Origin of the sequence: Oligella urethralis DSM 7531, from assembly GCF_000372065.1 — a bacterium.
GTDB lineage: Bacteria > Pseudomonadota > Gammaproteobacteria > Burkholderiales > Burkholderiaceae_B > Oligella > Oligella urethralis.
Map to the genome: position 1 here is coordinate 1 of NZ_AQVB01000001.1, position 14,763 is coordinate 14,763.

A 14,763-nucleotide genomic window follows, 5' to 3' on the forward strand; every position below is an offset into this window, starting at 1 on the left:
CCAGAAAAAGCAGTCGAGTTCATGGACTGGTTCGAGAAGGAGTTCCCGGATGACGTTGGTGAGCCCGCGTTTCTCTTATATGCTGCGTTGGCCTATTACCNGGTGGGGTCTCTGGGGAAAGCGCGGGGATACCTGCTGGATACGATGTTAAGCAACATTTACCTACTCCCCTATCTGTTTTCGCGACCAATGCCCAAGCAAGACATGTGGCACTCATCTAATTGGGCACAGCCAGACTACATCGAGGAGATTGAAGAACTTCTGGAAGGGCCAACGAGTCAGGAGCGGGAGTGGTTTCAAGAACAGTTCGAGAATGAACTCTTCACGAGCATTCGAAGCAAGTGCATAGAAACATTTCACGCATTACAGCATGCAAAAGAGTTGGATTCCCGCCGTCGTATTCTTGGGGAGTGGCGGGACTATGTTTCATCTTGTCGTGCAAACGAGATATAACCAGTGGCAGCACGGTGACCGCTTTTCCGCCGCGCTGCGGCTCCAAACCGGCACGTGTGCCAAGCGTTATGCCCTTTGGTCCGGGGCAGCCTCTGTCGCTAAATGCCGCCAATAAAAGTACAATACGTTTTTTATCGATAATCAGTAAGGTCGGAAATGTCAGCAGAAATAGATAAGTGGCTTGAAGCCCAAGAATTCCAAGTCCCATTAAATGAAAAAGGCCTAATAGTCGATTATTTGGAGCCAGAAAAGACTCGTGAAAATAAGCCTGAGGAACGAGTTCGTCAGAAAACTACTCATATTCTCCACGAGGAAATGGGCTACCCCAAGGAGCTAATTGCTCATGAAAGAACAATAAATATGGGGAGAGAAAAAAAACGTGCAGATATTATCATTTATGAAAATAAAAGAGCCTGTATAGAAAATGATCAAGGCCAAATTAAGCTAATTATCGAGGTTAAAGCACCGAATGAGAAAGAACCGGATGGCCAGCTTCTCGGATATATTTCTTCTACATCGGCTGACGGAGGTTTTTGGACAAACGGGGAAAAAATCGTCTACTTTAAGAAAGATAGCTCAACGAATAATGTTTTAAAGTGGATTGGGATTCCCCGTTTTGGACGAACCTGGGATAGCATCGGTCGTTTTACTAAATCTGAATTAATTGCACCTGTTGACCTTAAGTTGGCATTTAAGCGTTGCCATAATGCCATCTATAGAGCCGGCATTGATTCTGAAGATGTAGCTTTGGACATGGTTCGAATAATCCTAGCCAAACGCGAGGATGAATCTAGTGCTGAAGAAGAATGTAAATTCTATATCACGCCCGAAGAATTTGAAGATGATAAATTAAAGCGAGCCGCCTGTGCACGCGTTAGAACGCTATTTTCTTTAGTGAAAGATCAATACCCAGATGTATTCTCTGAGCATGAAAAAATTACTGCCTCGGATAGCCAGCTGGCAACAGTAATATCTTATTTGCAGCAGTATTCATTCTTGGATGCAGAACACGACGTCATTGGGACGGCGTATGAGGTATATGTTGCATCTCACCTAAAAGGAGAGAGAGGTCAATTTTTTACGAATCGTCTCGTAGTGGATATGATGGTAAAAATGCTTGACCCTGATGATAAAACAGTGCTTCTAGATCCATCTTGCGGTTCTGCTGGATTTTTAATAACCTCGATGAATTATGTCTTTAGAAAAATTGATAGCTCAAAAAGATCAGATTCAGCTAAGGAAATACTGAAGCGAAATGTAGTGCATCAGCTCTTTGGTTTGGACATATCTCCAAAGCTAGTTAAGATTGCTAAAGCAAACATGCTCATCGGAAAAGATGGCCATGGCGGTATTGAACAAGCAAATAGCTTAGATTCTGTAACTAAACTGTCAGCTAGCTTTCAAGAAAAAGCTGGGCTGGAGAAGCCTTCTATGATTCTTACTAACCCTCCATTTGGAGCAGGTCACGATTTAAGAATTAAGGAGCCAACAATTCTTGCTCAGTATGACAATGGTTATGTTTGGTCAACGAGTGAAGATGGGAAAATTGAATTTGATGACAAGCTAAACTCTAAACAGGGTTTAGCACCTGAAATATTGTTTTTGGAAAAGTGTGTTCGGTGGCTAAAGCCAGGGGGAGTTCTTGGTATAGTCATGGCAAAGGGTCAGCTTGATAATAGAGAAGCCCTAAGTATAAGAAAATGGGTTTTAGAAAAATCACAGCTACTTGCTGTAGTGAATCTGCACGAAGATACTTTTGAGCCATTTTGTGGATCAAAGGCATCCGTTATATTTCTTAAAAAGAATGATAAAAAGCCGACCAAAAGTTATAAAGTTTATATGGCTATTTCAAATAAGGTTGGTCAAACAAGCCGAGGGGAGCCGATTTTCAAGAGGGATTCTGAGGGGAAGCCAGTTGTTGTCAATGGCGGCTTTGTAATTGATCAAGATTTATCTTTGATTGCCGATGACTTCAAAGCTTTTCAAGGCGGAACCTTGGATGAAAGCGCATTTAGGTTTTCGGTTGATATAAGTGCAATAAAGACTGATAGCTACTCATTTAACCCCATACAGTATCTTCCAAAACATAGTGCTGCATTTGAGAAAGTTCTCAAGCTTGGAGATAGAGACGATTTTGAAATCCATCGATTAGCAGATTTGGGATTAGTTTTTAACGGCCCTCGTTTTAAAAGACCTTATGCGGAGGTAGGAGTAACAGAAGGACCGACTATACGGAAGTATTTTACAGGTACAGCTTTAACTCAATTAAATTCAGATAACGTTAAATATTTAGATGAGTCTGTTGCTAATAAACAAACAAAAGCACATTTAGAAAAGTTAACTATATATAAAGGTTATATCCTAATTTCCGACTCAGGTACCTTAGGTAGGGTTACATATGCGTTAAGCCAGCATGATGGCCATGTGGCAACGAACAACTTAATACGCGTTGTAATTGATGATCTTGCTCTGAGGGGCTATGTATACCAGTTTTTGAAAAGTGAAATTGGCCAAAGCCTAATGCTCAAAAGCGCTTACGGTACAAACCAAGAGCATTTAGAGCCAGATGTCATTGGAGAAATACCTATCCCTGTCCCTAAGTCGAGAAATGTAATTGACAAAATCGGTATGCAGGTAATTAGGTCCATCGACGAGCTTGAGGCTTCAATTAAGGACAATACCGAGTCGCTAAACTCCCTCCTTGATATACTTGAGTAATCTGGCATAACAAGGCGCTGCACGCGGATAAATTACTCGCTGCGCTCTCAATTTACCGGTGAACGCGGTGTTATGTCTAAAATGAGAATTCAATGTATGCGAAAGAAATAGCACTTGCCGTTTTCGATGGTGTCGTGTCCATACCTATTGATTTAGCATATGGGGTTAGAAGAACATTTGAGGACTTTGGAGGTAGTGGAAGCGCAACAAGAGTTGCCAATATGGCTGAGAATAAGAGGGTGGCTAACATTATTGAAAATGCCATCAAGTTTGCTAATACAGATGCTGGGCCTATCACTAAAATACTTAAGGTGATTTTAGAAGAATTCTATCGAGATCTCCCTGATTCTGTTATTGAAAAGGCGGCAAAAAAAGCAGGTGTCGGAGCAACCTACATGACATCTCGTGTATCTACACAAGCGGCGTTGGTAAACCTAATTGCCAAAAAATTAACTGCACAAATTACAGCGAAAGTAATCGCACGTCGACTAGCAAAAATGGGTGTGGGTTTTGCGTTGGGTGCTTTGATCATACAGGGTATGATTGAAAAGGCTTCAGAATCAGCAAAAAGACTAAGGCTAAAGCATCCTCTAATATACAACAAATTGAGGGCGCAAAATGTTGATATGGCATATTTCTTAGTAGAAGACTCGGTCATCCACATCATGGATGCAATTGCTAAAAAATCGGGAAATCCTGAGGCGTTTAAAAAACTGTTTGAAGAGATGGAAAATGAAATCCTGGGTAACTAAGTTAGCTTCAGAATTACTAGATACCATATTAATCGTTATAGGGTCGGTTGTTGTTATTGCGTCTTATATATTCGCCAGTGACGGTTTATTCGGAATTCCTGCATCACCATGGGCCGGTCTACTAGGAGTTATAGTTGCACTTATTGTTTTGCTTTTCCCATACTACCTTTTCTTAAGGCTAAGACATAACAAAAAAATGCAGCCGACGCAAAAATCGCGCGGCTGATTTTGGCGTTAGATTTTTTATAGGAGTGAATAAATGGGTTATTTTTCAATTTGGCATTGGCTTATTGTTTTAATTATGTTCTCCCCGGTCATTCTTGGCTTTGCCATAATGGGCCCCCAAAAATCTGTAATGGTCAAACATGGCGCATCCGGATTAGTAAAAAAAGGATATTTCGGCTATTGCTGGACATACCTTCTTTTCGGATGGCTTGTTCCAATAATTAGAGGAGAAATTGGTGTCGGCGTACTTCACCTCATACTAACAGCCGTCACCTTTGGTCTATTTCAAATTGTTATGCCATTTCTTTACAACAAGCAGCATATGACTAGACTTCTGACTTCCGGTTGGCAACTTAATGACGAGCCAGAAATCAACCGAATAGCACAACTAAAACTCGGCATTGCACAATAAAAATTCTAACTGAGCAGTCAAGCCGACCCTCCTTCGGCGGGCGGCTTACTTACGTTCGTTATGCTTCACAAACCGTTTTATCAACCAAGGAGAAAAAAATGGCAAGTTATGTAGAGGGTGCCCTGACGAAAGGGGAGCAAGTAGTTTATAAAGGTAAAGTCAGCATCTGGTCGCTCGCGCCGTTGTTGCTTCTAGGGTTCATATTCCTAGCGTTTTACGGGCTAGGCCTTCTGTTTTGGGCAGTCGCCGCAATCAGGTATTTGACAACAGAGTTGGCCATCACAAACAAACGTGTCATCGCCAAATTCGGCCTTATCAGTCGATCAACGATTGAGATCAACCTTCAGAAGATTGAGAGTATCCAAGTTAATCAAGGTATTCTTGGTCGCATTTTTAATTTTGGCTCCATCGTTGTTTCTGGTGCAGGTAATCCGCAAGCCCCTATTCCAGGTATATCCAGCCCCCTTCAGTTCCGTCGTGAATTTGTCGACACGCAGGAAAGCAATGGGCAACCCCAAGTCGCTGTACAATCGGCACAAGCCTAACAAGACGCTTAAGTCGTTCGCGTCGCTCACTGGGACGGGCTAAAGCCCGCCCCTTAGCTTAGCGTTAGATTTACCCAATAAACATAACAGGAGTGATATAGATGGAAGTGGCTCAAAAAAACGATCAGCAATTATTCGAAAATGCGATTAGAGCATTAGAGGCTGAGATAGCAAATATAGGTACTCATTTGACTATTGATGCAAGTGCAAGGCAGGCCTATGCAAGGCAAATACGTGCAATGTCGAATGAGCTTAGAATGATGGCTCAGACTGGAAGAATCACCTGGCTTCAAGCCGCCGAGCAGGCATCGGAAGCTAGAAACCTCATTATGAAAGTAATAAGAACAAGAAGCACTCCGGTTGGTCTGTCAATCGCGCAGAAGATTAAGCAGCAAGGAAAAACGCTCAATGAAATAGTAGCCATAAAATCCCAAAAGCTGTATGGCGCCAGTGTTTCGTTTGATAATCTCACCGCTCAGCAGCAAAACAAAGTATATCTAGAGGTCGTAAAATCGGCAGGAAAGTCTCGGCCAGAAGTCACTTCGGCTATGAAAAAGCTATCACATGCTGGAAGAGGCCTAATTCTTTTATCTATTGCTCTATCTGTCTATACAGTTGCGACAGCTGAAAATAAATTTGACGCGGCGGGCAAGGAAATTGCTATTACCGGAACCGGCATTGGTGGTGGTATAGCTGGAGGAGCATTAGCCGGATTCGCGTGTGGCCCTGGTGCTCCTGTATGCGTTACCGTTGGAGCATTCGTTGGTGGAGCTCTTGCTGCTTTTGGAGTGGGATTAGTTTGGTAGGTATAGCCATGAAAATCATTAAAAATGATGATGTTAATTTAAAAGTCATATCCGAGGCTACAGAAGCTCAATCTCCAAAAAGTGAAATTACTATCGAGGGCACCAAGCTAAAATTAATCATCAACGGAGTTGATCTCGAAGCATGCATTCAATATGACGAATGTTATCTAGTCTTCACTACTGATGATTGCCCTTTTGAAGAGTCACTCAACATCTATTTGCTAAGTGGCGAAAACGAAATTATAGATAGTGCCACTGCTTTTTGGCCATACGGTACCGGCTCATTTAAGTTGCTTGGTATTACAGATCCAGATTTGGTTCAATTCAAATTTTTTGGCGACAAAGATTGGCAGATTAAAATATTCAAAAGTAAGAGATTTCACATTCCCTATATTTCAGAACCTTCTGGTGTATGGCGTAAGTTCAAATTTTGGAGGTCTTTCGGTGTATCGGAAGTTTCTTCTCAATAGCCAACCAAAGAAATCTAACAAATTGCTGCACTCGGACACATACTGCTACGCTCGCTTTTGTGTGTCGCTACGCTCCATATTACACAAAACGCTCTCCGCAGCATGTGCCGGTGAGCAAGGCGTTAGCCAGATGGAAATACTGTAATGAAAGACACGGACATGACATACAACGAGCTTTCTGAGGCGGTGGTTGGCTTGAGCTATAGAGACAAATTCAGATTGGCGCAATTACTTATCCAGCTCGCCCGAAAAGAGGAAGAGGAGCAGTATCCACAGAAGCGAGCACCTGTTGCGTCAAATGTGGGGACCCCATCCGAGCTTACGTTGTATGTCGCAGAACGTATTAAAAAGCTGCGCCCCGCAAAAAAGTCGACGCTTCTAAATTCAATCCTAGCAGACAAGTCACCATTCACCCACACATAAATATTTATCATTCTCATTAAGAAAATGCATAAACAAGAAAAAACGCCCATCACTTTTAGCAACGGGCGCATCTTATTCCATTAAATAGAAAATATTATTTAATCGGGGTCAAACCTAAAGGATAGATACTTGGCTCCATTTGACGCGCTATATCTCGCAGTGCAGTCTGTACCAACTCCTCAACCACTGGATGATAGAAAGGCGTATCGAGCAACTGATACACATCGAGCTTTTGAGTCAAAGCCAAAGCTAAGAATTGTGCAATATGCTCTGCACGTGCACCAATCATACTCGCGCCTAATAATTTGCCATCTTTGCGATCAACATAGATGCGCAGCACACCCTGCTTTTTACTCAAAATGCGGCTACGACCATCTGTTTCAGTTAGTGCCTTACCAATAAAGATATCGTCTTCTGATAATTGATCAAAACTTGTTCCTACACTCACAATATCAGGCTGAGTAAAGGCAATAGCTAAAGGTACTTTACGCTCAAAGGCTTGAGCCTCATCACGACTTGCATTAAAACCCGCTACAGCGCCCTCAACTGCCGCTTCGTGCATTAAGGTACGGTATCCATTTGCATCACCAACCACATAAACAGGGTGATCTTTGACTTTGAGGGTCTCTTCATCGAAATGCGGCATACCTTTATCATCTAGCTCAAAGCCTGCTTCTGCTAAATTAAGCTGGTCTAAATTAGAGCGTCGACCTAAAGCCACTAAGACCTTATCAACTGTCACACGATTTTCACTACTAATTAGCTGAACGCCTTGCTCAGCAGCTTCTAAATTAGCAGCCTCACCCAAATACATTGGAAATTCATCAGCAAATGCCTCTTGAGCGTATTTAGCAACCTCAGGGTCACGAATGCCACCTACTGAATCAGCCATATCCGCACCAACCACTTCCACGCCAAGGCGTTGCATGGCTAACCCTATCTCCAGACCAATGGCACCCAAGCCTAAGACACCGAGTCGCTTTGGCAACTCTTCTAATTCAAAGAGCTCATCGGTAGTGATTAAATGATCTTTAAAAGGAACTAAAAAGCCCGGTACCACAGGACGAGAGCCCACGGCAATAATAACAGCCTTAGCTTCGATACGCTCAGTACCCTCTTTACCTAGCACCTCAATCACGGTAGGCTCAATAAATTTCGCCTCACCCATTAATAAATGCTCGCCCCCAGCTTTAACAGCGTTGCTACTAGCGCCAGCAGCGAAATCATCGCGCATGCTACGCACTTTAGCCCAAGCGGCTTGGCGGTCAATCTCAAGATTATCGGTACCTGAGATACCGTACTCTTTTTGCTCTTCACGCATCGACCAAAGCTCTGCGGCATGTAAAGCCACCTTTGATGGCATGCAACCCACTCGGGCACAAGTAGTACCTAAAGGCCCACGGTCAATTAATACAAAACTCTTTTTAGCGCGCCTAACTTCACGCAATGCATATAAACCGGCCGTACCGGCCCCAATAATAGCAACATCAACTTGGCGTTTTTTCATGATTGACCTCATTTCTGGTTGTGATTTATATATTAGACATAACTAATATATAACATAGATTAAGACTTAAACCAAGTTAAATATTGTGATAATTTATGTTTTAGGGAAAAACAGAACTAGCTGTAACGCCAGTTATCTCAAAGCTTTCTAATGCTTTTTCTAGTTGTTTTACAAAAAACAGAATATCTTGCTCAGTATTAAAACGACCTATGCCTACGCGAATTGTGCCCTCTATTTTCTCTCGACTTAAGTCCAAAGCCTTTAAAACATAAGATTGCTGAATTACCCTCGAATTACATGCAGCGCCAGTAGAAACTGCCACTTCAGGTTGAAGTTTTTGTACCAACAAATCGTTTTGATAACCAATAAAAGAAAGGCTTAAATTACCGGGGTGTCGATGCTCCATCGAACCATTAACAGAATACTCAATGCCCTTGTCGTCAAGTTTTTTAAGTAGTAACTTCCTAAGGCTTTCTAAATATGACCTTTCCTCGGCTCGCTGCTTTTGCACTTTTTTGATAGCAAAACTTATTGCCTCACAAAGATATAAAGGGATAGTCCCAGAACGAACACCAACCTGTTGTAATCCACCATGAATTAGAGGAACAGGTTTCAAATCTAGCATTGAGTCGACAATTAGAACGCCTACTCCCGTAGGGCCATAAAGCTTACCACCCGAAAGACTTAACATATCGATGTTGCTTTCGATAATATCAATATCCTCATAAGCAGATTGTCTGCGTCCATATGAAAAATTGCACCAACCTCTCTACATAAACGTCCTATCTCTGAATAAGGTTGAACTGTACCAACCTCATTACTGACAGCCATCACAGACACTAAAAGCACATCATTTGATAAATGCTGTTTTAAGACGTCCAGGTCAATCAGCCCATCAAGTTTTACAGGAATAACAATGAGCCTGTAGATAGTTTTGTGTAATTGCAACAGTAATATCCTACACTACTCTTACTTATTCAACACTATCGGCTCACCCGCTTCTGCACGCTTTAACAAGATGATAATCTGTTCTTCACTCTTACGTTTGCTCATAGTAAAACTNCTAAATATAAATTAATTGTAAAGGAAAACTCTACATTTGAGCTGTGTTAATTTAGGGGGTGGTTACCGTGCCACCTGACCAAAGCGCTGAATTGCCTTAGTGCGCAAGGTGTCCATCCCCGCTCGTAAATCTGTCGCCTCACTCACCAGGATGATTTTATCTAGTGCCAGTAGGCTAGACGCTTGCTCTTGAATTCCCACTCGTTGGGCGGTCTCGATACGCATTAAAGACGGCATTGATTTCTCCTAACATACACAAAACCTTAGTGTCGCGCAATTTAGGAGGAATGAATGCATGTGTTCACCGGACGCTTACGTTATAGGCGCCACGTTGTGAGCCTAAAACAAGAGGCCGATATCTTAAGGTATCGGCCTCTTGCTTGATAAAGCCCCTTAAATGGACTTAATGGACTGAGTGGACTTAGTCCGCAGTGCTTAGCTTAATCAGCTCGGCGCCTTCGGTGACTTGTTCGCCGACGTCAAAGAACAGCTCTTCAACCACACCGGCCTCATCTGCAGTAATGGAATGCTCCATTTTCATTGCTTCCATCACGAGCAGTACGTCACCTGCTTTAACCTCATCACCAACCTTAACTAGGATGTTAATGACTTTACCAGGCATCGGGGCTGTCAGACCGCCACCACCTACTTCTGCGCCATCAGCGGCATGCGCTAAGCTATCCGGTAGTTGTAAACGCAGTTGACCCTCTTGTGCGTAGAGATAGAGATCCTCACCATCAAAGACTGCTTTCGCTTGACTGAGCACACCATCTAAACCTAATTTAATATCAAACTGAGTCGCACTGTCTAAGGTGCTCGCTTCCCATTCTAGGCGCTGCGCAGTGCCGTCAATCATCAGTGTCCACTGATCTTTGGTCGTTTGTTGCAGCTGTAGGACGTAGTCCTGATGGCCGTCATTAATGGTGATGCTGGTGCCGTCACCCTGACGTACACGCCAGTAATCGGCGGCTGCCCATGGATCCACATAGCGAGTGGCGGTATTTTTAGCTGCACGGCTATGTTTGAGTCCGTGTTTCGCTAAATACGCCACGGCGGCGGTGGCCAAGGCTTTGCTTGAGGTTGGACGCGCCGGTGGGAAGAGCGAGGCCTGATTTTTCTCAATCAAGCCGGTATCTAAGTCGGCATTCACAAAGGCATCATTGCACATCAAACGATACAAAAAGTCAACGTTAGTGTGCAGACCGATAATATGCGTTGCTAATAAGGCTTGACGCATACGTGCAATGGCTTGCTCGCGATCGTCACCCCACACAATGAGCTTGGCAATCATCGGATCGTAGAAAGGACTGATGCTATCGCCCTCACGAATACCGCTATCTACTCGTACCGGTGCATTCACAAAGCTTTGATGTGGCGGGAAACTTAAATGGTTTAATTGACCGATGGAAGGCAGGAAGTCATTATCCGGATTTTCCGCATAAATACGTACTTCAATGGCATGCCCCTGAATCGCCAGATCCGCTTGCTGCACTGGAATTGCTTCATTATTGGCGATGCGTAGCTGCCATTCGACTAGGTCGTAGCCAGTAATCATTTCAGTCACCGGATGCTCTACCTGGAGACGGGTATTCATTTCCATAAAGTAGAAGGTGCCGTCTTGTTCGGCAATGAACTCAACCGTACCCGCACCCACATAGTTAACGGCACGTGCAGCATTAACCGCTGCTTCACCCATGGCGCGACGACGTTCCTCCGTCATGCCTGGCGCAGGCGCTTCCTCGATCACTTTCTGGTGACGGCGTTGTACCGAGCAATCACGCTCAAATAAATACACGTAATTACCATGTTCATCACCAAAGATTTGAATCTCAATATGACGCGGTTTATTGACATAGCGTTCAATCAACACATGGTCATTGCTAAAGCTGCTACGCGCTTCACGCTGACATGATTCCAACATGCTGATAAACTCATCGCTACTGTTAACAATGCGCATCCCCTTGCCGCCACCGCCAGCACTGGCTTTAATCAATACGGGGTAGCTAATGGCATCGGCTTGGGCGTGTAAAAAGGCCGGATCCTGATTGTCACCGTGATAACCGGGCACTAAAGGCACGCCGGCTTTTTCCATTAAGGCCTTGGCGGCAGACTTGGAGCCCATGGCTTCCATAGCTGCGGCAGAGGGGCCGATAAACTTAATGCCGGCTTGATTACATGCTTCTACAAAGTGACCGTTTTCTGCTAAGAAGCCATAACCTGGGTGAATGGCTTCAGCGCCTGTTTGTTTGGCGGCCTCAATAATGGCATCAATACGTAAATAGCTGTTAGCAGGCTCTGAACCGCCGATATACACAGCCTCATCACACGCTTGTACATGGGCCGCATGACGATCGGCATCTGAATAAACCGCAACCGTAGCAATCCCCATTGCTCGAGCGGTACGGGCAACGCGGCAAGCAATTTCACCGCGGTTAGCAATTAAAATCTTTTTAAACATAAAGCAACTCCGGTGTGATTAGATACGGAAGATACCGAATTTCGTATCTTCAATAGGGGCATTGAGGGCAGCCGATAAAGCTAGGGCTAATACGCGACGGGTATCCGCCGGCTTAATGATGCCGTCATCCCACATACGCGCTGTGGCGTAATAAGGGTGACCCTCATGCTCGTATTTATCACGGATCGGTGCTTTAAACGCAGCTTCCTCTTCCGCTGACCAGGTCTCGCCTTTTTGCTCAATACCGTCACGCTTAACCGTGGCTAACACACTGGCAGCCTGCTCGCCACCCATTACGGAAATGCGGGCATTAGGCCACATAAATAAAAAGCGTGGACTAAAGGCGCGACCACACATACCGTAGTTACCAGCGCCGAATGAACCGCCAATGAGGACGGTAAATTTAGGTACTTTAGCCGTTGAGACGGCAGTTACCATTTTGGCACCGTGACGGGCGATCCCTTCATTTTCATACTTACGACCGACCATAAAGCCAGTGATGTTTTGTAAGAAGACTAATGGTATGTTGCGCTGGCAGCATAACTCGATAAAGTGCGTGCCTTTTTGCGCAGACTCGGAAAATAAAATACCGTTATTAGCAATAATACCGACTGGCATGCCTTCAATATGTGCAAAGCCACATACTAAGGTCGGACCGAAGCGCGCTTTGAATTCATCGAATTCTGAACCGTCCACAATCCGAGCAATCACTTCACGTACATCAAAGGGCTTGCGCGTATCGCTCGGGATAATACCGTTTAATTCCTCACTATCGTATAAAGGGGCACGCGGTTCCACGGTTAGCAGCGGGTTAGTTTTTTTGCGATTTAAGCGTGATACGGCTTGACGTACTAATTGCAAGGCATGACTGTCATTTTGAGCTAGATGGTCAGCGACACCCGAAAGACGTGTATGCACATCACCGCCACCTAGGTCCTCAGCGGTCACCTCTTCACCCGTGGCTGCTTTAACTAAGGGTGGGCCACCAAGGAAGATCGTGCCTTGGTTATTAACAATAATGGATTCGTCTGACATCGCTGGCACATAGGCACCACCCGCTGTACAAGAGCCTAGTACGGCGGCAATCTGGGGAATGCCTTTAGAGGACATCACCGCCTGATTATAGAAAATACGACCGAAGTGATCGCGATCTGGAAATACCTCATCCTGCTTAGGTAAGAAAGCACCGCCGGAGTCGACTAAATACACACAAGGTAGGTTATTTTGCTCGGCAATTTCCTGCGCGCGGATATGCTTTTTCACCGTCATCGGGTAGTAAGTACCACCCTTGACCGTTGGGTCATTACAAACAATTAAGCACTCCACACCGCTAATACGACCAATACCAGTAATCAGACCAGCCGCTGGTGCGTCATTGTCGTACATATTTAATGCGGCGAGTGGTGAAAGCTCTAAAAAAGGACTGCCCGGATCAAGTAGTTTTTCAACGCGGTCACGCGGCAGCAATTTACCGCGCGCCAGGTGCTTTTGGCGAGAACTCTCGCTACCGCCTTTATACGCAGTCGCTAGTTTCTCATTCAGATCATCGATCTGCGCCTGCATCGCTTGGGCATTTTCCTGAAAGGATTGGCTACGAATATTAATTTGACTCTTGATAATAGGCATGTCGCTCCTCCAAAACTTAGTTGTGCCTATTTAAAAAAGCTTGCTTATAGTGAGTGCGATAAGCAAGCTTTATGATAGATTGCTGTTGGCCTTTGATTAAGCCATTAGTCGACCATCTCAACCGCTAGGGCTACGGCCTCACCACCGCCGATACAAAGGCTGGCCATACCCTTTTTACCGCCGGTTTTGCGTAAGGCGGCAATTAGGGTCACCAAGATACGAGCGCCGGAGGCACCGATAGGGTGACCTAAGGCCGTCGCACCGCCGTGAATGTTGACTTTGGCGTGGTCTAGCTCTAGATCTTTGATGGCACCCATGGTTACGCAAGCAAAGGCTTCATTAATCTCATAGAGATCCACCTCGTCTTTGGTCCAACCCGCTTTATCCAAGCATTTTTGCATGGCGCCAACGGGGGCGGTTGTAAACCATTCAGGCTCATGGGCATGCTCAGCATGGGCTACCACACGGGCGAGTGGCTTAACACCGAGCTTGTCAGCGGTGGAAGCACGCATCATCACGAGTGCAGCAGCACCGTCAGAGATGGATGAGGCATTTGCCGCTGTAACTGTACCGTCCTTTTTGAATGCGGGACGTAAGCTAGGAATACGATCTGGCTTGGCGTTACCCGGCTGTTCGTCGGTATCAACCACCACATCTCCGCGTCGAGAGCTGATAGTCACGGGGGTGATTTCCCACTCGAAGCTACCGTCTTCAATGGCTTTGAGGGCGCGGTTAAGGGATTCAATGGCGTAGTTATCCTGATCCTCACGCGTAAATTGGTACTCCTCAACCATTTGCTCGGCAAAAATACCCATGGCTTGACCACGCTGATAGGCATCCTCAAGGCCGTCTAAGGCCATATGGTCGTACACGGTGGAATGACCATAGCGATAGCCGGAACGGCCTTTTAGTAGCAAATAAGGGGCATTAGACATGCTTTCTTGACCGCCAGCAACCACGACCTCAGCGCTTTCCGCCTTGAGCATATCGGTGGCTAACATCACGGTTTTGAGACCGGAGCCGCAGACCTTATGTACGGTGGTGGCAGCTGCCGATTTAGCTAAACCGGCGCCAAGCGCGGCTTGACGAGCAGGGGCTTGACCCTGACCCGCTTGTAGGACATTACCCATCAATACTTGATCGACCAAATTAGGATCAATACCAGCGCGCTCGACTGCAGCTTTAATCGCCGTAGCACCTAATTCATAAGCAGCGGCACTGGATAAAGCGCCCATCATACCGCCCATGGGTGTACGGGCAACGGAAACAATAACAATAGGATCAGACATAAAAAACTCCTAAAAGC

Annotated in this window: 14 protein-coding genes; 7 read left to right on the forward strand and 7 right to left on the reverse strand. The window is 45.1% G+C overall.

What is annotated here, in order from left to right; genetic code table 11:
* The first annotated feature begins 609 nt into the window (after window positions 1-609).
* The 7 genes from A3GA_RS0100010 (at window position 610) to A3GA_RS0100045 (ending at window position 6,804) form a co-directional block, all read left to right on the forward strand.
* Window positions 610-3,171 (forward strand): N-6 DNA methylase, encoded by a 2,562-nt coding sequence (locus A3GA_RS0100010; protein ID WP_018025322.1) that lies wholly within the window; start codon window positions 610-612, stop codon window positions 3,169-3,171.
* Between the two features lie 92 nt (window positions 3,172-3,263).
* Window positions 3,264-3,923 carry a hypothetical protein gene (locus A3GA_RS0100015; protein ID WP_018025323.1) on the forward strand — a complete coding sequence of 220 codons (660 nt, stop codon included), beginning with the start codon at window positions 3,264-3,266 and terminating at the stop codon, window positions 3,921-3,923.
* A 259-nt stretch (window positions 3,924-4,182) separates the two neighbouring features.
* A complete protein-coding gene (locus tag A3GA_RS0100025) occupies window positions 4,183-4,560 on the forward strand; it encodes a Sec-independent protein translocase family protein (RefSeq protein ID WP_018025325.1) in 378 nt (125 codons plus the stop codon).
* Between the two features lie 98 nt (window positions 4,561-4,658).
* Window positions 4,659-5,105, forward strand: coding sequence for a PH domain-containing protein (locus tag A3GA_RS0100030; protein WP_018025326.1), 447 nt, complete (start codon window positions 4,659-4,661; stop codon window positions 5,103-5,105).
* Between the two features lie 101 nt (window positions 5,106-5,206).
* Window positions 5,207-5,911 (forward strand): hypothetical protein, encoded by a 705-nt coding sequence (locus A3GA_RS0100035; RefSeq protein WP_018025327.1) that lies wholly within the window; start codon window positions 5,207-5,209, stop codon window positions 5,909-5,911.
* Between the two features lie 8 nt (window positions 5,912-5,919).
* Window positions 5,920-6,381, forward strand: coding sequence for a hypothetical protein (locus tag A3GA_RS0100040; RefSeq protein ID WP_036560860.1), 462 nt, complete (start codon window positions 5,920-5,922; stop codon window positions 6,379-6,381).
* A 144-nt stretch (window positions 6,382-6,525) separates the two neighbouring features.
* Window positions 6,526-6,804, forward strand: a complete 279-nt coding sequence (locus A3GA_RS0100045) for a hypothetical protein (protein ID WP_018025329.1) — start codon at window positions 6,526-6,528, stop codon at window positions 6,802-6,804.
* A 94-nt stretch (window positions 6,805-6,898) separates the two neighbouring features.
* Here A3GA_RS0100045 and A3GA_RS0100050 read toward each other — a convergent pair whose 3' ends face one another.
* The 7 genes from A3GA_RS0100050 to A3GA_RS0100085 all read right to left on the reverse strand — a co-directional run bounded on the left by A3GA_RS0100050 (window position 6,899) and on the right by A3GA_RS0100085 (window position 14,746).
* Window positions 6,899-8,311 carry a dihydrolipoyl dehydrogenase gene (locus tag A3GA_RS0100050; RefSeq protein ID WP_018025330.1) on the reverse strand — a complete coding sequence of 471 codons (1,413 nt, stop codon included), beginning with the start codon at window positions 8,309-8,311 and terminating at the stop codon, window positions 6,899-6,901.
* A gap of 100 nt (window positions 8,312-8,411) precedes the next feature.
* Window positions 8,412-9,002, reverse strand: a complete 591-nt coding sequence (locus A3GA_RS11095; protein ID WP_018025331.1) for an aminotransferase class V-fold PLP-dependent enzyme — start codon at window positions 9,000-9,002, stop codon at window positions 8,412-8,414.
* Window positions 8,996-9,259 carry an aminotransferase class V-fold PLP-dependent enzyme gene (locus tag A3GA_RS12435; protein WP_026156704.1) on the reverse strand — a complete coding sequence of 88 codons (264 nt, stop codon included), beginning with the start codon at window positions 9,257-9,259 and terminating at the stop codon, window positions 8,996-8,998. Before A3GA_RS12435 ends, A3GA_RS11095 begins: the two co-directional genes overlap by 7 nt.
* Before the next feature lie 177 nt (window positions 9,260-9,436).
* Window positions 9,437-9,610 (reverse strand): hypothetical protein, encoded by a 174-nt coding sequence (locus A3GA_RS12280; protein WP_018025332.1) that lies wholly within the window; start codon window positions 9,608-9,610, stop codon window positions 9,437-9,439.
* 184 nt (window positions 9,611-9,794) lie between these two features.
* Window positions 9,795-11,831, reverse strand: a complete 2,037-nt coding sequence (locus A3GA_RS0100075) for an acetyl-CoA carboxylase biotin carboxylase subunit (RefSeq protein ID WP_018025333.1) — start codon at window positions 11,829-11,831, stop codon at window positions 9,795-9,797.
* Between the two features lie 18 nt (window positions 11,832-11,849).
* Window positions 11,850-13,457 (reverse strand): carboxyl transferase domain-containing protein, encoded by a 1,608-nt coding sequence (locus A3GA_RS0100080; RefSeq protein WP_018025334.1) that lies wholly within the window; start codon window positions 13,455-13,457, stop codon window positions 11,850-11,852.
* Between the two features lie 104 nt (window positions 13,458-13,561).
* Entirely contained in the window at window positions 13,562-14,746 is a 1,185-nt protein-coding gene (locus A3GA_RS0100085) for an acetyl-CoA C-acyltransferase (protein ID WP_018025335.1), read from the reverse strand.
* Window positions 14,747-14,763: the final 17 nt, after the last annotated feature.